Consider the following 19,188-nt stretch of genomic DNA (forward strand, 5'->3'; position numbering starts at 1 on the left):
TGACAACCGGAGAGCGCCAAGTCATCCCGTCATTCATGTCACCCACTTCTAAAAGCTGCTCAGCGGCCCCCGCCCTTCTCCCTCGGCGGCGGCGAGTACGTCAGATCGAACACCATGTTCTGGAGCCACTTCTTGAAGCTGCCGTTGTCGGAGTACGCCTTGAAGACGTTGGTGTTGCTCTTCATGACCCTGATCAACACCCGGTCCACCGCGCGGTCATTCTCGACACGGGCGTTCTGTCTGTCGGAGTGCTGCACGGCGTTCTGATAGGCAGGGTCCAGGGCCACCAGCGCTGGGATCTCCTCGGTGATCAGCTTGTAGACGCGGTCATCGGCGCTCCAGCCCGTGTTGCCGAACTGGTCATGGAACGCCTTGAGGATGTTGCTCAGGCGCTCCAGCTCCGGGCCAATCTGGGCACCTGCCCCTGCCACCGGAACCGGGTCCAGCTCCGCGTCAGCGTCGGCCAACAAGATCTTGATCATCGCCTGCTTCTCAGCGCGGTAGCTGTCCATGTCGATGGTCTCCAGGATGCCGCGTGACAGGTCCTCGTCCCTGGGGGCAGGCAACTTGGGAATCAGGAAGCTCAGGAAGATCGAGAGCCGCTCCCAGGCCGCCGTCGTGTACGGCAGCAGCGATGCCAGAAAGCTGTACGTGCGCACGAAGGTCTTCGCCTGCCCCTTGAAGGCCACCTGCCCGTCCTCGTCCAGTTCGTTGTAGACGGCCACGCAGGCGTCCAGCACCGGGTCGAGCTGCTCACGCGGCGCGTCAGTCAAGTACAGCCCTGAGAGCGTATCCACGTCGATCTGCGAGTACACCTGCGCCCCGTCCAGGTCCGCCTTGAGGTCGTGCAGCTTGTTCGGGTCGGTCTCGTCGCTCAGGACCGTGGCGCGGTAGTACTCCTCGAAGGACTTCTGGATGGTCCCGGTGTCGTTGTAAAAGTCCAGCACGAACACGTCATGCTTCTTCGGGTGTGCCCGGTTCAGGCGCGAGAGGGTCTGCACCGCCTTGATGCCCGACAGCGGCTTGTCCACATACATGGTGTGCAGCAGCGGCTCGTCGTAGCCGGTCTGGAACTTGTCCGCGCAGATCAGGAAGCGGTAGGGGTCCTCCTGAATCCTATCGGGGATGTCCGTGGACGGGAAGCCATTGAGGCTCGCCTCGCTCACCTTTACCCCCCTGAACTCGGGTTCGCCTGAGAACGCCACGATGGCGCGGTACGGACTCTTGCGCTCCGCCAGGGCGGCGTTCACGGCGTGGAAGTACTCGAGAGCCTGCTGGATGCTGCCGGTGACCACCATCGCGCGGGCCTGACCGCCGATCTTCTGAAGGGCCAGCACCTGGGCGTGAAAGTGATCCACCATGATCCCGGCCTTGACGCGGATGGCGTGCTCGTGGCCCTCGACGTAGGCCCGCAGCTTCTTCTGGGCACGCCGCACGTCGAACTCGGGGTCCGCCTCGACGGTCTTGATCAGGCGGTAGTAGCTGCCCACGGGCGTGTAGTGCGCCAGCACGTCCAGGATGAAGCCCTCCTGGATCGCCTGTTTCATGCTGTACAGGTGGAACGGCTGGTGGGGCACCTTGCCGCCCCCTGGCACCGGGGTGCCGAAGATCTCCAGGGTCTTGTTCTTCGGCGTGGCCGTGAACGCGAAGTAGCTGGCGTTGGGCAGCATCTTGCGCGCCTGCATGCGCCGCTGGAGCGTGTCGTTGATCAGGTCCTCGGGATCGTCTGTACCTTCACTGCCGTCCTGAGCACCCGCCATCGCTTCGTTCATCGCGGCGGCGCTGCGGCCCCCCTGACTGGAATGCGCCTCGTCGATCAGGATGGCGAAGCGTCTGCCGCCCTCCAGGCTGATTTCATCAAGGATGAAGGGGAACTTCTGGACGGTGGTGATGATGATCTTCTTGCCGCTCTGGAGAAAGCCCTTCAGGTCGCCCGAGTGGACCGCGTGACCCACCGTCGCCCCCACCTGCGCGAAGTGCTTGATGGTGTCCCTGATCTGCTTGTCGAGGATGCGGCGGTCCGTGACCACCACCACCGAGTCGAAGACCGGCTGGCCGCCGCGTTCCAGACCCACGAGTTGATGCGCCAGCCACGCGATGGAGTTGGACTTGCCGCTGCCCGCCGAATGCTGGATCAGGTAGCGCTGCCCTGGCCCGTGTTCGCCCGCGTGGGCCAGCAACCGGCGCACCACGTCCAACTGGTGGTAGCGCGGGAAGACCTGCTCGCGGCGCTTCTTCTTGGTCTTCGGATGCTCGCGCTCCACGATCTGGGCGTAGTTCTCCAGGATGTTGGTCAGGCCCTCTGGCCGCAGCACCTCTTCCCAGAAGTACGCGGTCTTGAGACCGTGCGGATTGGGGGGGTTGCCGGCCCCATTATTCCAGCCCTGGTTGAACGGCAAGAACCACGACGCCTTGCCCTGGAGGTGGGTGCAGAAGCGGACCTCGGCGTCGTCGATGGCAAAGTGCGCCACGCAGCGGCCCAGGCCGAACAGCAGCTCGCGTGGGTCGCGGTCACGCTTGTACTGCTCCACGGCGTCGGCCACCGTCTGCTTGGTCAGGCTGTTCTTGAGTTCGGCGGTGGCGATAGGCAGTCCGTTGATGAACAGCCCCAGATCCAGCGCCAGCGCAGTCTCGTTGCGGCTGTAGCGGAGCTGCCGGGTCACGCTGAAGCGGTTGTGGGCATGCTGCTCGGCAGCCTTGACGTTGCCGGACGTGGGGGTGCCGTAGAACAGCTCCAGATGGTGCGCGCCGTGCGAGACCCCTTTGCGTAGCACGTCCACCACGCCCCGCTTGGTGATCTCGCCCTGAAGCCGCGACAGGAACTTGTGACGGGTCGGCGAGGCGCTGCGCAGGTCAAAGGCGTCCACCAGCGCGGGCTGTGTCACCTCCAGAAAGGCGGTGAGCTGTGCGAGGTCCACGGCGTACTCGCGCTCGTAGTCCTGTGGGGTGCCTGCGAGCCAGCCGCCCCCAGTCAGCGAGTCGACGATCAGGCGCTCCAGGCCCGCTTCCGAAGTGTCTGTGTGCATCACTGGCCTCCAGCCTGAACGTGCAGGGCCGCGCACACAACGGGACGTGTTCCGCCAAGTCGATCAGCCCTCATCTTCGTCCTCTCCCGCTTCTACCGCCGCGACGATCTCGTCCATCCGGGACACGAACTCCTGCATGGCGGCCCCGGCCAGATCGAGGCTGTGGAACTTGCTGAAGTAGGTGGGTCCCTTGCGCATCAGGCGCAGGTTGAACAGCCGCATGCCGTCCGTGTGGCCTGGGCTGAGCAGCAAGTCGCGTACGTCCTCAAAGCTGCCCGCCACGAGTTGCACCTGATCGTGGCCTCCCGGCTTGTACTGCTGGTCGGTGGTCTCCCAGCCCAGTTCGGTCAGGCGCGCTCGCCACTGTGCTCCGAACTCCTGCTGATAGACGCTGCTGGCGAGGTGAAAGCTGGCCCAGATGCCGTGCTCGTCGACGCCCAGCGCCAGCACTTCTTGCATGTTGAGGCTGACCCGGCAGTACAGCGAGGTGCGAGGTGGCCCGCCGTACGGCAGGCACGACACGTTCCAGAAGGTCAGCTCGGTACGCCGGGGGAACGGGACGGCCTGATCTAGGTACAGCCCCAGCAACAACAACACGTCGTGCGCCTGTGGCAACGTCATGAACCGCTCGAAGCTCCGGTGATGCCGACGGCGCAGGTCATCGTCCCGCACCTGCTCCTCGGCGTCCTGCAAGTCCGCCACGTCGCCGCCCAGCCAGCGCTCCTGCTCGTCGGGCGACACCAGCAGGTCCAGGTCGCGCTCCCCCGTCACCACACTCATGTGCGCGATGTTCCGCAGCCCCAGGCCCTGCGCTTCCAGGTGGTGGATGTGCTGCCGCTCCACCTCGTCGAGCTTGGCCCTGGACACGGGCTTGAAGGTCAGGTGTGAGAGGTCCGCGTGGGTCTTGCGGTGCTGGTTGAAGCGGCTGACCACGTCGACGGCCTGCCCAACGTAGCGCTCGCCGTTCTCGAAGCCCAGGACGTAGATGCCGCAGCGCTTGCCACGCGCGTGCAGGTCCGCCACCGACAGTCGCCCGCGCACGTCCTGCCACGCCGGGAAGCCCAGCGCCCAGAGGTCTTCGTCACCGGGCAGTACAGGAGCAGCCTGTGTCCGCTCGCCCTCGTTCTGCTCAGGGACGCCCAGTGCGTCCAGCCTCTCCAACTCCTGCCGCCTGCCCAGCTCACCCGTCACGCCCTCTCCTGTTTGCTCAGCAGCACTCCGGCTACCGCCGCGAGGTCCGGGTCAAAGGTCAGGAAGCGGATGTCCCCATGCGCCCGCGCCTCCAGTGCCGAGGCCAGATGCAGGGTGTCCAGGCTGGGCTGCCGCTTATCGATGTACATGTCGTTGATGGTGGCGTGGCGCACTCCTGAACCCTCGACCAGTTGCTTGCGGTTGAGGCGATGCTGCGCCAGCAGTTCGGGCAGCAGGACACGAATCTGGGTCATGACCCACTCTAGACGGTTGACTGTCACACGGCCTGCCAGGGTACATGCAGCACCCCGCTTCATCAAACACCCGTCAAAGCATGTGAGATGCGGAGAAGAGCGTGTCGGACGCTTTCAGAACCACACTCTCTACTGAGAACACCCTGAGCAAGCAAGACGCCCTCAAGCAAGCTCACAGCGGCCCGTAGACCACCACCTGCACGCCGGGCAGCGCACCTAGCGCCGCCACGATGCGGGCGCGCACCGCAGGCCAGGGCAGCCCACCCAGTCCGGCCCCCAGTGCAGGCAGGGCCGCGCTCTGCACACCCAGCCGCTGCAAGTCGGCGGCCAGCGCCGCCAGCCCGGACTCAATGTCTTCCATGCGGCTCGCATCCCACCAGTGACGCTTGGTGGGGAAGTTGATCAGGTACTCTGGCCCGCCAGAGTCGCCCCGCTCGGTGATAAACATGTACCCCGGCACCACCTCGCCGCGCTTGCACGCCGCCGCGTAGGCCCTAAAGTTCTCCGAGTACTGGGTCTTGAACTGCAACGCGATCCCCCGGCCCATCACGCCCACGCAGTTGACCGCGTTGACCAGCGCCTGCACGTCCGCTGCCAGCAGGTCACCCCGGACGTTGGGACAGGGTCAGTCATACGCTCTCCTCACGCGACGTACCGGTCCACCACGCGCTGAAAGGCCAGCTCGCACTCTGCCGCGTAGGCGGCCTCGGCCCGCTTGACCGCCTCGTCGCGGTTCCTGGCCGCCTTGCTCCGCACCTTGGCTGCCGCGATCTGAAGGTCATGCAGCGCCCTGTGGAACGCCTGATCCACGTCGTCCTTGAGGCCAAGCGTGACCAGCAGCTTCACGACGAGTTGTCCCGTCGCGGCGGTCACGGGCTTCACGGTGCCTCTGGTTCCCACCTGCTGCCGGGCGACTTTCAGGTACAGCCGGGCCTCGGCGCGCTCATCGAAGGCCATGGAGAACACCTCCGCGTCGTCGTCCAAGTCCCAGCGCCCCTCGCTCTCGCGCCTGACCCGCTCGGCCTCACGCTGCCGGCGCTCGTCTGCCGCCTGCCGTTCACGGTCACGGCGCAGAGCTTCGGCCTGCTGGCGTGCTGCCTCGGCCTGCTGTTGCTTCTCCTGCCTCTGCTTGAACTGCTCGGCCCTGCGCCGTTCCCCGGTCTCGGCCATGTACCCAGCGCGGCAGTAAGCCACCAGATCCTCGAAGATCGTGTGCGAGGCGGGCCGGGACTCCACGCGGGACCCCTGACGCGACAGCGCGTGGCCCAGCCAGACCATCAGCTCACCGTCTCCGAGACCCACCCCCACGTTGGAGCGGTCCAGCGAGTGAATCTCGGCCAGCAGGCGCATGTAGGCGCTGGTGCGCTCGACGGCCCTCAGCAGCCCCTGACTGAACAGCGGGCCTTGCAGCCGCCGCTTGCGCTCGGCCACGTCCATATGTTGAAACAGCAGGGACTCCAGATCAACGGGTGCCGTTCTGTGCGCCTGACCCTGCCCCTCTGGACCCGCAGAGGCCGAGACCACCACCAGACCGATCCTGACCCGCAGCAACTCGGCGTCCCAGCTCCTGGGCAGCGAGGCATCGATGTCGCACAGCAGCAGCCCGTGCCGCTCGCCCAGACGCGACAGCACCTGCACGCACTTGAGCTTCTCGCCCGCGTGGCCCGTGGACACTCCCTGCCGGAACACCTTACCCGCCTTGTCGATGGCCCTTTGTCGATCTGTCGGCATGACCCTTATGCTCTCAGCCGCCCGCCCCCAGCACTGTCACGGCGTTCCCAGTTCAGCCGGAGTGAACACAGATTCAGGCTCACGCCTCCACCCCTTCCTCCTCAACCTCGCCTTCGCCCTCGTCCAGTTCAAGTTCGTCCACATCCGTCTCTACCTCATCGGGCAGCATATCGGCATCCAGCTCTGGCAACAGCGCTGCCGCGTCCCGCACGTCCAACTTGCCCGTGACCACATCGGCAATCAGGCGGGTGCGGTACTCGCGCAGGAGGGAGATCTCAGATTGTGCGCGGGAGATGACTTTGTCCAACTCCTCTGACTTGTGATCAATATGTTTGACGATGGCTTCTTGCTCAGATACTGGGCAAATAAGCAGTGGAATGGCAGTGATCTGTCCTAATCTAAGGTGGCCCACCGTGCTGCCGTTCAACTCAAGATCCATATAACGTTGTACCATCGGCCCGTAAATGCTGTGAAGCAAAAATTTGCTATTGAGCTGTGTAGGGTCAGGTCTGAAGTACATCATTCGTTGACCCATACACAATCCACCACCAGCAGGAACGAGACAGGCTTCGCCAACTGGAGCTTCACGGGTAAAGAACACATCACCTTCCTGCGGCGCTCCACGCTGAGTCCAGATAGTGAAGTTGTTCAAGTTCGTTTGGAAAGAGCCTTCTCGCTTAAACTGACCGTTTCTGATGTTAGTTGTCCTGACGACAGTGAACTCACCATCATCAACTTGCTCTGGAGTGCGGTTCTTGCAATCAATAATATCAAGGCAGACCGACTTCAGCCGCTTTACCTCCCACCCCTTCGGCACATCGCCCAGCCACTCCACGCCGCTCGGCTTCAGCTTCACGTCCGGGTCAAGGCCCCGCGTCACCGCCTGATGGATGATGACCTGCTTCTGCTCTTGCAGCAGCTTGATCAGCTTCTGCTTGGCGGCAATGGTGCGGCGGATACGGCGGTCTGCGTGATCCAGGTAGCGGACGATGGCGTTCTGCTCGTCGTGTGATGGAACAAGTACAGGCATGCGCCGAATGTCTTTGAAGTCCAGATTCTGTCGCAGGCCAGAGCCATAGCCGTAGATGATCTTCAACAGGTCATAGGCGTTGAGATACTGGTAGCCGAACTCGTTAAGAACGCGGTCAGTCGTCTCAAGACACATGTACGCCGAGGTGATGATGCCCCGGTCTTTGGCATGGCCGATGCGAAGACTGTTCTTGTCGTTCTGGAGATCAGTGGTTCGGACGATGATGTTCCCCGGTTCCACGATCTGGTACGTCTCGAAAGATTCAGGAACCAAGCCGCGCAACTTCTCTTCCGGCTTGATCACGATGCGCCCGTAGCTTAGCGACAACACTGTTTTTTCGATCATGCCTTTGTTCTTGATCTCACGAGGCTTGTACACGGCGAGGGCTGGTGTTACATCCCAATGCTCCGGCACCTGCCCCAGCCAGGGAACGCCACTGTCCTTCATGGCGGGGTAGGGGGTTAGGGCGTGGATCATCTCACAGCCCTCCGAACCACGCCTGGAGCTTCAGGGCCATTAGTTGGCGGCGCTGCTCCAGGAAAATCTGATACGGCATGGACGGGTCATCCAGCATGGTCTCCGGGATGCAGTGGGCGCGCAGGTTGGCCCGCATATCGGCCTCGTCGGTGATGCCACCGTACTTGACCTCGCCACCATTGACCTGTGTAAGCAGTTGCGTGAAGTACAGTTGCGGGTCCTTGTTGCCGATGGCGATGTTGATCTCGCTCTGCGCCAGCGCGAAGTTGGCGATCTGGTTGTACTTGCCTTTGGTCATCCCCTGCTTCTTCAGAAAGTCTGAGGGGTACAAGTGATGGACGTCAACGCGGTGCAACAACAGGTCAGGCACGGTGATGGCCTGCGACAGAAAGCCCCGGTCATTGGCCTTGACCTGCGCGGCTTGATACGCGAGGAAGAAGGGACTATTACCGCTTGAAGTGTCCATCTGCTGTGGCAGTAGCGCCGTCCAAAAGCTGTCAGTGAGAGTGGCCCTGACGACTTCACTAATGTGGGTGGCGAGGCCACGCTCGTTGATCTGCCGAATGTCGCGATCAAAGGCCGACTCAGAGCTGCCCGAATAGCGCCCGGTCAGGATGGACAGGGCGTACCAGCGGCGCACATAGCTCTCTAGTTCAGACTGCTTAATGCCTTTGGCCCGACCGTGCAGATATACGATGTACGCGGCGTTCAGGGCGTTCTGGCTGCTGATCAGACTGGTGCTGATGAAGCCAGCCGAGCGAATGATCATGGTGAACTTTTCAAAGTGGGCTTCGTTGATGAACTGGTGGATACCGTGGCTCAGGCTGGCAAACGATGCCTCGGCAATGGCCTCTTCATTCTGCTTGGTTTCAAAGTTGCGTCCAGACAACAGCGCCACCAGATCTTGCAGGCGGCCACGCCCGAACTGGCTGGTGAAGGCCACCCGCAGCATGTCGGTATAACCAGGCTCGTAGATGTCGTCCATCACATTGCCCCGCCATTTCATCTTGGGGTAGAAAGCGGATGCCTTGAACGCCGCGTCCTTCTCAAAGGTGCTGAGAAAGCTGGGGTGTGCGGCCAGGTGGCAGAAATAATCAATGGCTTTGCGGAGAGTATTGCCGCCGTAGGTTTCGTTGGCGGCGATCTTGGACATCACGAAGTCGGCCTGCGACAGCGCCACGCCCTCTGAGTTCACGCGAATGAAGATCTCGGTGACAGTCTCAATGTCAAGGTCTTTGTCCAGATCAATTACGCCCACCTGACTGGCTCTGATGTTGGCCAGTCTCTGAATGCTCTTCCGGACATCAGCAGTCTTCTGTTTTGGATTGGCGGCAGTATAGGCGTCCACAATCTCAAACAGATCGGCGTCATCTTGAAACATTGTGGCAACATCATGAATCCAGGCAGGATCTTTCTGAATCGCGGGATTGGATACTTCAAACTTCTCCTCGCCTGGATGAAATGCAATCTTCATACGCACCGACTCGTAATTTTTATTGACGACCTCGGTTGCCATTAGTGAAGCCATGAGCGCTGTTACACGCTGTTGACCGTCAATCAGAATACGCTGGCCTTTGGAAAAGGTGCCGTCCTTGAGCTTTATATTGGCGTTCTGCCAAGTGATCAGGTAGCCAACAGGAAAGCCACGGTAAAGCGAGTCCAGCAGATTGCGAACCTTGGAAGCCTCCCAGACAAAGGGGCGCTGTATCTCAGGAATGGCGATCTCGTTTGTGCTGATCCAATTCAGGAGCGTGCTGACGGTATACGGAGTAATAGTGTAGAGATCGCGTGCCATTAGGAAGATACTCCTTGTGTGTTGGTGGCAAGTTGTTCGGCCCGCCGCAGGGTGCCCAGCAGCACGCCGCTTTCCCAAAAGCCCAGCATGGCCCCGTCGTTGAAGCGCTCCTGGCGGGCGAAGACGGTCAGCAGCCGGGCGAGTTGGATGGGCGTGGCCTGCGCCAGCGTGCCGGGATCGTCGCGCAGTTGCCTGGCTTCGTCGGTCTGTGCCCACTCCGGCCAGCCGAAGATATCGTCGCTGTACACCCACCCGTAGCAGCCCAGCACGTCCAAGAACGCCCGGACCTGCGGGTCATAGGCGTAGCCCACCATCTCAAAGCTCTTCTCTCCGGTCTGGCGCAGCGGCGAGTCGTTATGGGCGAAGCGGAAGTCCGGGGCAGTGAAGATGGGCAGGAAGGCCGCCACGGCCTCCAGCGCCTCTGGCGTGAGGTCTGGCGTCACCGCGCCGTCCCGATGATCTCGGCCAGCAGCCCATCGGTCTCGGCTTCCAGGGCGCGGATGTCGGCGGTGATCTCGTCCAGCGTCCGCAGCGGCTGGGGCTTGTAGAAGTGGCGGGTGAAGCTGATCTCGTAGCCGGTCTTGAGGCTGCCCGCGTCCACCCAGGCGTCGGCGGCGTGCGGCCAGACCTCGCGCTCGACGAACGCGGCCACGCCGCCCTCTTCCAGCAGCGGGATCTGCTCGGTGTCGCGCAGCTCCGGGTCCGGCTCGTACTCGAAGACGCCGTGACGCGAGGCGTACAGGCCGTGCAGCGCGTCTTCCTGGGCCTTGCCGGGCTTGTGGATCTTCTTGACCACCGGGTCGGCGTCCTCGTCGCGTTCGGCCAGGCTGCTCTGGATCAGCTTGAGGCGCTTGGCGGTCAGCTTGAAGCCCTGCTGATCGGCCAGGAGCCGGAGCTGCTGGCTGAAGTCGTTGTAGTTGGTGTGCGGGCCGGCTCCGAACTTCCCAGCGGCCAGGGTGATTAGCTTGACCACGCCGGGTTCGTCCGCCTCGGTGCAGACCGTCTGGAACTGCCGCCGCCGCTCCTCACCTAGGTCCACCCGCAGGCGCAGGGGGCGCTCCACCGTGACCTTGTGATATCCGAAGGCTTCGTTGGGGAAGACTCTGGACTGCTCGCTCTCCTCCAGCGTCAGGAAGGCGGCCAGGATGCGGTTAATGTCGCCCTCGCCCAGTTCGCAGTTCTTCTTGCCGAGGTTCTTGCGCAGCGGCTTGCTCCAGCCCGTGGCGTCGATGAGCTGCACCTGGCCCCGGCGGTGCTCGGGCTTGCGGTTGGTCAGCACCCAGACGTAAGTGGCGATGCCGGTGTTGTAAAACATGTTCAGCGGCAGCGCAACGATGGCCTCCAGCCAGTCGTTCTCGATGATCCAGCGCCGGATGTTGCTCTCGCCCTGCCCGGCGTCCCCGGTGAACAGGCTTGACCCGTTGTGGACGCTGGCGATGCGGCTGCCGCGTGTGGAGTCCTGTTTCATCTTGCTCAGCAGGTTCGCCATGAACAGCATCTGGCCGTCGCTGCTGCGGGTGAGCAGCGAGTAGTCGCTCTCCCCGGCATGGTCGATCACAAAGCGCGGATCGTTGATGTCGTCCTTGCCGCCCATGCGTTCGAGGTCGCTCTTCCAGCTCTTGCCGTACGGCGGGTTGCTGAGCATGAAGTCGAACTCATGGCCTGGAAAGGCGTCGTTGGACAGCGTGGAGTACTCCGGGCCGCCGACGATGTTGTCTGCCCCTTCACCCTCACCCTTGAGCAGCATGTCGGCCTTGGCGATGGCGTAGGTCTCGGCGTTGATCTCCTGGCCGTACAGGTGGGTGGACACCTGCTTGCCGTGAGAGGCCGCCAGTCCGGTCAGCGTCTCCTCGGCCACCGTGAGCATGCCGCCTGTGCCGCAAGCCCCGTCGTAGAGCAGGTAAGTGCCGCTCTCCAGATCATCGGCAACGGGATCGAAGATCAGCCGGGCCATCAAGCGCACGGCGTCGCGGGGCGTCCAGTGTTCCCCGGCCTCCTCGTTGTTCTCCTCGTTAAAGCGGCGCACCAGTTCCTCGAAGACGGTGCCCATCGCGTGGTTGTCCAGGCCCGGCACCTTGACGCTGCCGTCGCCGTGCAGCACCGGGTCTGGCCCGAGGTTCACCGCCGGGTCGAGCAGCTTCTCGATCAGGGTGCCCAGCGCGTCGGCCTTGGACAGCCGGGAGATCTGGTTGCGGAACTCGAAGTTGTCCAGGATCTCCTGCACGTTGGGCGAGAAGCCGTCCAGGTACGCCTCGAAGTCGGCCTTCAGCGCCTGCTGGCTGGCCCGGTTGCGCAGGTCACGCAGCGTGAAGGGCGAAGTGTTGTAGAAGGCTTGCTCTGCCGCCTGCCGCAGCGCACCTTCCTGGTTGGCGATGCCGGCCTCGTCCAGGGTGGTTTTCATGCTCAACACGGCGAGCTTGGTGGGTTCCAGAACCGCGTCCAGGCGGCGCAGCACGGTCATGGGCAGGATGACGTCGCGGTACTTGCCACGCACGTACAGGTCGCGCAGCACGTCGTCGGCGATGCCCCAGATGAAGTTGGTGATCCAGGAAAGCTGAGGGGGGTGGGGGTGGGCTTGATCCATGTGGTCTCCATTGTCGCGTATAGGTGCGTCAGTTGATGTCGGGGGACGCGGTGGGGGGTAACGTGAATGACATGGGTGAACAGGCGGTCTGATGTCACCGTGTCACTCATGTCAGCCCCGGTTCGGGGTGGGTCAGAAGGAGGAGGGTGGTGAGGCACCCGTTGTTTGCAAGTGTCCTGCGGTGACGGGCTGGTGGGTGCAGATGGGCGCAAAGTCGGCAATCAACATGCGGGTGGATGTAAAGTCAGCAATGGACATGCGGGTGGATGTAAAGTCAGCAATGGACATGCGGCTGCATGCAAGGAGGCTCTTCATAGCCCCGATTCAGGGTGCGGTCAGAAGCCAGGCGACGACTTAAACACCCTTCTTTTGGCAGGCTAGTCGATGCGGAAGAACGCACCGTCGGCAATGGCCCAGCGGGCGTCTCGGAGGATGCTCTCCATCACCGAGTCGTCCAGCGCTTCCTCGTTTTCAGAGGCGCTGCTGGAGACGTACAGGTAGGCTTGGAGCTTGCCCGGCCCATAGTTGCGGTGGTCCTGAGCGGGGAACAGTGGGGCCACTGCCAGCGTGCCGTCGGAGTGGATGGTCAGGTGCATGGCCTCATGCGGGATGTCAGTGGCCACCAGCAGGGCGCGGAGTTGGGCGGGGGTGCAGGTGGTCAGGTTGGGGTTGGTCATGGTGGGGTTCCTTTGGGGATGAGCAATGGAGCGCCGGCGCGGCCTTGCGCGGACGCCCCAAGAGAGAGGGTTGGTGAAGTGGATGAATGGGTGACTCAGATCAGGGCGGAGTAGTCGGGTTCGGCGATGTCATCCAAGTCAGTCATGTCACCCAGGTCTGTGGCAGCATGTCCTGGCAGGTGGTAGGAGCCTCTAAATGTTTTTTCGATGTGGCCGTCGTCGCAGAGGATCTTGAGCATGTTGGCAACGGCAGTCCGGCCTTTGCCCACATGAGCCACGATGTCGTTGGTCTTGGTGCATCCCGCAGCGACAGCGTCAAGGACTTTCTGGCGCTCTGGCGAGAGGGAGGGTGCGAGCTTGCCGCCCACCTCGTTCCAGCGGAAGCTATCGCGGTCAAAGTTCAAGTTGAACTGCCGTTCTTCGATGTCACGGCCCGTGATTCTCAGGACCGCATCATTCTCCATGCGGGTACGCGTGAGCATCATGGTGGCGTCCATGTTGCTGGTCAGCGCCTGGCTACCGAGAATCCCGTCGAATGGATCAGCAGAACTAGAACCGTCGCTTGACGACTTCCGCGTGTGGTGGACAAGACAGATCGCGATGCCGTACTTGTTCGCCAGAGCTTGGAGCGGCTGCATTGCTCTGGTCGTCTGCTCGTACTCGTTCTTAGAGACCCCGGATGAAGTGGGGGCGAAGCGGCCCCACACGTCAATGATGACCAGCTTCGGGTTGCTGGCGGCTTTCAACCAGTCTTCAATGTACTCAAGCCCACCCTCATCGGCACGCGCACACAGGGTCTCAAAATCGAGCGGGATCTCGCTGAAGTCCACATCAGGCGCAACTTTGGCGAGACGGTCTGCCAGACGTCGGCCCGTGTCTTCTAGAGCCAGATACAGAACGGCACCTTGCGACGTGTTGCGTTCCAGGAAAGGCTGCCCACTGGCAACGCTGACGGCGAGCTGCAAGAACCACCAGCTCTTGCCAATCTTGGGTGCACCTGCCGTCATGATCAGGCCCGTTGGCAGGAGGCCGTCGACCAGGAACACCTGCTCAGGAAAGTCCATCTCCATCAACTCAGCGGCTGAGAACCTGGTGAGGCGCCTGCGTGGTGCGGGCGGCACTCTGGTCGGGAACTCCCTGCCGTACTTCCGCTCGTAAGCTCGCCGAAGTTCGCGGTTAGGCTGGTACGAAGGCATCTTGGTGATCAAACCTGCGTGCGACGACTTGGAGAGATGGGTCCTGAACGGAACCTCTTCCTTCATCGGGCTGGCGGCCATCATGGCGGAGGTGGCGAGGGCAGCAGGAAAGTTGATCTGGTGAGCTAAGTTCATGAAATCTCCTGGCGGCCCGTACAGGACCTGAAAAGGCTGCCCCCGACGGTGTGTCGGAGGCTGGCGGGCGAGATGCGTTGGCGTGTGGACTCAGGCTTGGATCGTGGCAGTTGGAGCAAGCAGTCCCCAGTCCTCACGCGCTGGCTCGAAGGGGCCGCCCCGGCGGATGCGGATGTCTTCGGGCAAGGTAAGGCTGCTCAGCAAGTAGAAGTCGGGCGGAGTTTCATCGGGGTACAGCGCCACGAGCGCGATGACCTCGCAGTCTTCGGCGTAGTTCTTGCGGTAGGCGTACTGCCCGAAGAGGCTCTCCCTCATGCGGTGCATCCTGAAGCGCCACAGGCCGTCCGTGAGCTGCATGGCCGCCTTGGCATCAACGCGCTGGCCGCTGATGAGCAAGTCATGGCCGTCGCGCTCCCGCGCGTGCCAGTCCACCGTGAGGCCCCGCCGGGCGGCCTCGGCGGCCACCAGTTGCTCGCCCAGCTTGCCGCGCTGGGCCGTGACGCAGTGGGTGGTCAGGCCCAGCCGATCCCTATAACGTTTGACGGTGGCGAGGGACACCCCGGCGTGCTGGGCGATGGCAGGGTCGAGCATGCCTGCGGTGTGGGCGTCTTTGATCTGCTGAACCTGAAGTGCTGTGATGGCCATACGGCCTCCCCACGCGCATCCGGCAGGGCCGGGTAGGAAGGAGATGTTCAGGGATGTTGGGAGGGTGTCTGGCACGAGAAAGCGGCCAACAGGCGAAGAACCTGGAAGCCGCTTGATGTTGAGTTCTGGATGTCGGTTGGACTGCGCGTGCTGTCCTATAAAAAAAGTAGCACACCGGTTTTTCCAAAATTCTCTGGAACTTGAAGCGCGAGGAGCAGTTGGAGGATCAGGGCATGGGGTTCTCCTGGGTTGAGGTGTGAGAGGGCGGTGGCTAAGCAGCAACCACGGCAGGCGCCCCCACCAGAAAGGCAGGGGCGCACGGGTTGGTTCAGTCCGATGAGGGAGACGCTTCTGACACTAACAGCACTGTCAACCCCCCCCTGCACCTGGCTCATAGGAGGAGGAGTGTTCTGGCATTGACGGCGTGCTGGAGCTTGCCAACGCCACTTTCTCCTCAGTGGATCTGGGGCACGTCCGTGACCGTCAGTGCCAGTGGTCCTGTCCCAGCCAGCCGTGCCTGCTCGATGTGCTGGGCCAGCATCGCGCCCAGTTCTTGAAGATCGAGATGCTGGGTATCAACGAGTTTGCGGTTCAGGGCCAGGAGGACAGGTAGAGGAAGAGGCCCAGACCAGATCACCAGCGCGTGACCGAAGCCTGCGTTGCTTACGGCCTGAACGGTCTGCTCAAAGTTCTCTGGACGGACATGCAGTTGGCCGAGCCGGATGCCCGTCAGGTGGGCTGCGTCGGTGGGGATCTGGGCGTGATCCGGCCCCACGTACAGGACCAAGACGCAGTGTTCCAGGGACGCCAGGTGGTAGGCGAGTGAGATGATGAAAGGGGTGGACTCAGGGCCGAAGAAGGTGAGCTGGGTCATCACCGCAGTTCTTAAGCCCTGACCCCGGTGAGCAACAGCGCCACTATTTCTCAAACTCGCCCGTGAACTGCACCCACAGCACCAGGCGTTGAAGACGGCGGTTCCATTCCACCAGCTCCACCAGCTCACCAATCAGATCGGTGTGGTGCCGGCCGGTGGCGTCGATGGTCACCTGCTGGGGGTAGGAGGGTCCGAAGTGCTCCTCCAGGCGCGTGCAGATCAGGTGGTCAAGCCACGCCGCCCGCGCCATACGGATGGCGGTGTTCAGCTCGCTCTCCGGCACCCGGAGTTCGCCCAGGCCCGGTGGGTTGAAGGGATCGACGTAGCGGGCGTCCAGAGGACTGGTGGATCTGGAGACCAGGCAGGTCACGGCCCGCTGGCCCCGGCGGTGCAGTGCGTGGCCCAGCGGGTGACACAGATGGTTAGCCTCCCAGTTGATCGTCGTGCAGAGCATGCCCTTCACAGGCGGTCTCCCGGCGAGAAGCGCAGGTGGGCCACCTTGAGGTCGTCGTCAAGGAAGTTCACGTAGCGCCGCGTCATCTCCAGGCTGCTGTGGCCCAGGATCTGTTGCAGCGTGAACACGTCGCCGCCGTTGCGCAGGAACTCCACGGCAAAGCCGCGCCGGAAGGTGTGCGGTGAGCAGTCGGCGCGCGGCACCCCGAGGGCCTGGGCCAGCTTGAGCAGCCGGATGCCGATGCCGCTCTTGGTCAGCGGCTGGCCGCCGCGACCCAGGAAGACGCTGGGTACCCCAGCGTGGGCCGGACGGCGTTCGCGGCGCAGGTAGACGTTCAGGGCCTGCATGGCCCGCGCCCCGATGGGCACGAAGCGCTCCTTGTTGCCCTTGCCGTGGATGCGCAGCAGCCCGCGCCCGAACAGCAGGTCGCCCAGTTGCAGGTTGATGGCCTCCTGAACCCGGATGCCGGTATCGAACAGGACCAAGACCACCGCGCAGTCCCGCAGCGGCTGCTGCCCCTTGCGGCACAGCTTGAGCAGTTGCTGAACCTGCGGCCCGGACACGGCGGGCAGGCGGCGGCGGTCCACGCGGGGCATCTCCAGCCGCTTGACGGGGTTGACGCTGAGCAGCTCTTCCTTGAACGCCCAGGTGAGCAGCGCCCGCAAGGCTCGGGCGTGTGCGTGGACGCCTCCTGGAGCCAGGCCATCGGCTTCCAGATGCCGCAAGAAGCCTCGCAGGTGATGGACCGTCAGGGTCGTGGCTTCTTGTGGGAGGTCGTGGGCCGCCATGTAACGCCCGAACACCGTCTGGGTGTTGGCGTAGTACCGCAGGGTGGCCGGGGTGCGGCGGCGGGCCTGGAGGTGGAAGAAGAACTGCTGCCAGAGTTCGTCGGTGGTCATACCGGCTCCTTCTGACGGGGTGTGCGCAGCCCCTTTCGGAGAGCGCACGATCACGGTTGTCACTCGCGTGTCGTCCAATGAGGGACAAAACAAAAAAACCCCGTCAAGAACGAGGTTTTCTTCTCTTGGCTCGGCAGGTAGGGGTCGAACCTACGACCATTCGATTAACAGTCGAACGCTCTGCCACTGAGCTACTGCCGAACATGGGTCCTTCTCGCGGTGGCGGGCCGTTTCCGGCGCGAGAAGGATAGTACCATTCCCCCCCAGAACACGCAAGCCCCAGCCAAACGGCGCAGGCCGGGCCGCCTGTCTCAGGCCAGTTCCGCCTGCGCTTCCTGCTCCTGACGGAATTGCAGTTCGTACAGGTCACGGTACAGGCCGCCCTGGGCCAGCAATTCGGCGTGGGTGCCGTCCTCGATGACTTCGCCGGCGTTCATGACCAGAATGCGGTCCGCATTGCGGATGGTACTCAGGCGGTGGGCGATCACGAAAGTGGTGCGGTGCTGCATTAAGCGTTCCAGCGCGGCCTGCACCAGATATTCGGATTCGTTGTCCAGCGCGCTGGTGGCCTCGTCCAGAATCAGGATGCGCGGGTCTTTCAGGATCGCGCGGGCAATGGCGACGCGCTGGCGCTGACCGCCCGACAGCTTGACGCCGCGCTCGCCCACCACCGTTTCGTAGCCGTGTTCAAAGGCGCGGATGAAGTCGTCGGCGTTGGCAGCTTTCGCAGCGGCCTCCACCTCCTGCGGCGAGGCGTCCGGGCGACCATACAGGATGTTCTCGCGCACGCTGCCGGAGAACAGCAGCGTTTCCTGCGGCACCAGCCCCACCTGGGCGCGCAGGTCCTCCAGCGGGTACTCGCGGATGTCCTGGCCGTCCACGCGCAGAGAGCCGCCCGTCACGTCCCAGAAACGCGGAATCAGGTTGACGAATGTGGTCTTGCCTGCGCCGCTGGGGCCAACCAGGGCGACAACCTGCCCGGCGGGAACGTCCACATTGATGTGACGCAGCACCGCCGCGCCCGCAAATTCCGATTTGCCATCGTAGGCGAAGCTCACGTCGCGGAATTCCACGCGGCCCTCGGCACGGGCCAACGGCAGCGGCGTGGTGGGAGCGGGCAGATCGGTGCGCTCATCCATCAGCTCGAAGATGCGGCTGGATGCCCCCAACGCTTCCTGAAACTGGTTGAAGATGCCGGTCAGCCCAGCCACCGTGCCGCCCACTTGCAGGGCGTAAATCAGGAACGTGACCAGACTGCCGGGGGTCAGGCTGCCCGCCATGACCTGTCGCCCGCCGTACCACAGCACCACGGCCAGCGCCCCGAAGGTCAGGAAGCTCAGGACGCCGCTCATCAGGGCTTGCAGGCGGGCACGGCGCAACGCGGCCAGAAAGCTGACGACGATGCCCCGCCCGTAGCGGCCTCTCTCCACATTTTCAGCGGTGAAACTCTGGACCACACGCACACCGCTGATGGCTTCCTCTGCGTCGGCGTTGGCGGCGGCCACGGCGTCCTGCACCTCGCGGCTGACCTTGCGGATGCGCCGCCCGATGAACACAGCGGTGCCGATGATCAGCGGAATCACCGCCAGGGTCAGCAGGCTGAGTTTGAAACTGGTCAGGATTAGCAAGATTACAGCCCCGATCAGGCTGACCGACTGCGCCGCCAGTTGCGCCAGCGCCGTGCTGGTCACGGTCTGCACGGTGCCCACGTCGGCGGTCAGTCGGCTGGTCAGGTCACCGGTCTTGTGGTCCCCGAAAAAGCGCGGCGACAGCGTGAGCAGGTGCGAGAATAGCGAACGCCGCAGGTCCGCCACCACGCCCGCCCCCACCCGTGAGAGCAGGTACGACTGCGCCGCCCCGAACAGCGACGACAGCGCGAAGATGCCCAGCAGCAGCAGCACGGTACGGTCCAGCGGCCCGGTGTCGGTGCTGCCCACCTTCAGGAACGAGGCGTCGATCAGCCGCCCGAACAGCAGCGGAAAGACCAGATTCAGACCGCTGGAAACCAGGGTGGCCAGCGCACCCAGAATAAAGATGACCCGGTACGGCCTGGCGTAGGCTAGCAGCCGGATGAGTTGCCGGGGATCGCGTTTGGGACGGGGCGCATCCGGGTCGAAGGTGGATGTGGGACGGCCAGGGCGCGAGAACATGGGTTCAGGGTACGCCTGCGTGCGGGGTCAGATGGCCGTAAAGATGACCGAGCTTGCCATGAACGCCACC

At 63.2% G+C, this 19,188-nt stretch carries 16 protein-coding genes and 1 tRNA gene; all 17 read right to left on the reverse strand.

Annotation, left to right across the window (positions count from 1 at the left end; genetic code table 11):
* Positions 1-59: 59 nt before the first annotated feature.
* Positions 60-3,026, reverse strand: a complete 2,967-nt coding sequence (locus DAAJ005_RS14050; RefSeq protein ID WP_151847660.1) for a type I restriction endonuclease subunit R — start codon at positions 3,024-3,026, stop codon at positions 60-62.
* A 63-nt stretch (positions 3,027-3,089) separates the two neighbouring features.
* Entirely contained in the window at positions 3,090-4,217 is a 1,128-nt protein-coding gene (locus DAAJ005_RS14055) for a GIY-YIG nuclease family protein (protein ID WP_151847661.1), read from the reverse strand.
* Positions 4,214-4,471, reverse strand: a complete 258-nt coding sequence (locus DAAJ005_RS14060) for a helix-turn-helix transcriptional regulator (protein ID WP_151847662.1) — start codon at positions 4,469-4,471, stop codon at positions 4,214-4,216. Before DAAJ005_RS14060 ends, DAAJ005_RS14055 begins: the two co-directional genes overlap by 4 nt.
* Positions 4,472-4,643: 172 nt before the next feature.
* On the reverse strand, positions 4,644-5,057 hold the full coding sequence (locus tag DAAJ005_RS14065) for a macro domain-containing protein (RefSeq protein WP_226342437.1): 414 nt from the start codon (positions 5,055-5,057) through the stop codon (positions 4,644-4,646).
* Positions 5,058-5,113: 56 nt separating this feature from the next.
* A complete protein-coding gene (locus DAAJ005_RS14070) occupies positions 5,114-6,202 on the reverse strand; it encodes a hypothetical protein (protein WP_151847663.1) in 1,089 nt (362 codons plus the stop codon).
* Positions 6,203-6,281: 79 nt separating this feature from the next.
* Positions 6,282-7,709, reverse strand: a complete 1,428-nt coding sequence (locus DAAJ005_RS14075; RefSeq protein ID WP_151847664.1) for a restriction endonuclease subunit S — start codon at positions 7,707-7,709, stop codon at positions 6,282-6,284.
* A 1-nt stretch (position 7,710) separates the two neighbouring features.
* On the reverse strand, positions 7,711-9,504 hold the full coding sequence (locus tag DAAJ005_RS14080) for a DUF262 domain-containing protein (RefSeq protein ID WP_151847665.1): 1,794 nt from the start codon (positions 9,502-9,504) through the stop codon (positions 7,711-7,713).
* Positions 9,504-9,947, reverse strand: a complete 444-nt coding sequence (locus DAAJ005_RS14085) for a DUF6508 domain-containing protein (RefSeq protein WP_226342438.1) — start codon at positions 9,945-9,947, stop codon at positions 9,504-9,506. The genes DAAJ005_RS14080 and DAAJ005_RS14085 overlap by 1 nt, the downstream gene beginning before the upstream one ends.
* Positions 9,944-12,088 (reverse strand): class I SAM-dependent DNA methyltransferase, encoded by a 2,145-nt coding sequence (locus DAAJ005_RS14090; RefSeq protein WP_151847666.1) that lies wholly within the window; start codon positions 12,086-12,088, stop codon positions 9,944-9,946. Before DAAJ005_RS14090 ends, DAAJ005_RS14085 begins: the two co-directional genes overlap by 4 nt.
* Positions 12,089-12,465: 377 nt before the next feature.
* Positions 12,466-12,765 (reverse strand): hypothetical protein, encoded by a 300-nt coding sequence (locus DAAJ005_RS14095; protein ID WP_151847667.1) that lies wholly within the window; start codon positions 12,763-12,765, stop codon positions 12,466-12,468.
* 95 nt (positions 12,766-12,860) lie between these two features.
* Positions 12,861-14,096, reverse strand: coding sequence for an AAA family ATPase (locus DAAJ005_RS14100; protein WP_151847668.1), 1,236 nt, complete (start codon positions 14,094-14,096; stop codon positions 12,861-12,863).
* A 90-nt stretch (positions 14,097-14,186) separates the two neighbouring features.
* Positions 14,187-14,741, reverse strand: coding sequence for a hypothetical protein (locus DAAJ005_RS14105; protein ID WP_151847669.1), 555 nt, complete (start codon positions 14,739-14,741; stop codon positions 14,187-14,189).
* 454 nt (positions 14,742-15,195) lie between these two features.
* On the reverse strand, positions 15,196-15,615 hold the full coding sequence (locus DAAJ005_RS14110) for a hypothetical protein (protein ID WP_151847670.1): 420 nt from the start codon (positions 15,613-15,615) through the stop codon (positions 15,196-15,198).
* Positions 15,616-15,658: 43 nt separating this feature from the next.
* On the reverse strand, positions 15,659-16,078 hold the full coding sequence (locus DAAJ005_RS14115) for a hypothetical protein (protein ID WP_151847671.1): 420 nt from the start codon (positions 16,076-16,078) through the stop codon (positions 15,659-15,661).
* A complete protein-coding gene (locus DAAJ005_RS14120) occupies positions 16,075-16,968 on the reverse strand; it encodes a tyrosine-type recombinase/integrase (RefSeq protein ID WP_151847672.1) in 894 nt (297 codons plus the stop codon). The genes DAAJ005_RS14115 and DAAJ005_RS14120 overlap by 4 nt, the downstream gene beginning before the upstream one ends.
* A gap of 126 nt (positions 16,969-17,094) precedes the next feature.
* Positions 17,095-17,169 (reverse strand) — tRNA-Asn (locus DAAJ005_RS14125).
* 110 nt (positions 17,170-17,279) lie between these two features.
* Positions 17,280-19,118 (reverse strand): ABC transporter ATP-binding protein, encoded by a 1,839-nt coding sequence (locus tag DAAJ005_RS14130; RefSeq protein WP_151847673.1) that lies wholly within the window; start codon positions 19,116-19,118, stop codon positions 17,280-17,282.
* Positions 19,119-19,188: the final 70 nt, after the last annotated feature.

It is taken from the genome of Deinococcus sp. AJ005, assembly GCF_009017495.1.
Lineage (GTDB): Bacteria > Deinococcota > Deinococci > Deinococcales > Deinococcaceae > Deinococcus.

What these genes read in the sequence shown, in the direction of transcription:
- DAAJ005_RS14120 (WP_151847672.1), bottom strand. Translation starts at nt 16,968, where the DNA reads ATGACCACCGACGAACTCTGGCAGCAGTTCTTCTTCCACCTCCAGGCC.
- DAAJ005_RS14050 (WP_151847660.1), bottom strand. Translation starts at nt 3,026, where the DNA reads ATGCACACAGACACTTCGGAAGCGGGCCTGGAGCGCCTGATCGTCGAC.
- DAAJ005_RS14075 (WP_151847664.1), bottom strand. Translation starts at nt 7,709, where the DNA reads ATGATCCACGCCCTAACCCCCTACCCCGCCATGAAGGACAGTGGCGTT.
- DAAJ005_RS14090 (WP_151847666.1), bottom strand. Translation starts at nt 12,088, where the DNA reads ATGGATCAAGCCCACCCCCACCCCCCTCAGCTTTCCTGGATCACCAAC.
- DAAJ005_RS14095 (WP_151847667.1), bottom strand. Translation starts at nt 12,765, where the DNA reads ATGACCAACCCCAACCTGACCACCTGCACCCCCGCCCAACTCCGCGCC.
- DAAJ005_RS14105 (WP_151847669.1), bottom strand. Translation starts at nt 14,741, where the DNA reads ATGGCCATCACAGCACTTCAGGTTCAGCAGATCAAAGACGCCCACACC.
- DAAJ005_RS14080 (WP_151847665.1), bottom strand. Translation starts at nt 9,504, where the DNA reads ATGGCACGCGATCTCTACACTATTACTCCGTATACCGTCAGCACGCTC.
- DAAJ005_RS14070 (WP_151847663.1), bottom strand. Translation starts at nt 6,202, where the DNA reads ATGCCGACAGATCGACAAAGGGCCATCGACAAGGCGGGTAAGGTGTTC.
- DAAJ005_RS14060 (WP_151847662.1), bottom strand. Translation starts at nt 4,471, where the DNA reads ATGACCCAGATTCGTGTCCTGCTGCCCGAACTGCTGGCGCAGCATCGC.
- DAAJ005_RS14100 (WP_151847668.1), bottom strand. Translation starts at nt 14,096, where the DNA reads ATGAACTTAGCTCACCAGATCAACTTTCCTGCTGCCCTCGCCACCTCC.
- DAAJ005_RS14130 (WP_151847673.1), bottom strand. Translation starts at nt 19,118, where the DNA reads ATGTTCTCGCGCCCTGGCCGTCCCACATCCACCTTCGACCCGGATGCG.
- DAAJ005_RS14110 (WP_151847670.1), bottom strand. Translation starts at nt 15,615, where the DNA reads ATGACCCAGCTCACCTTCTTCGGCCCTGAGTCCACCCCTTTCATCATC.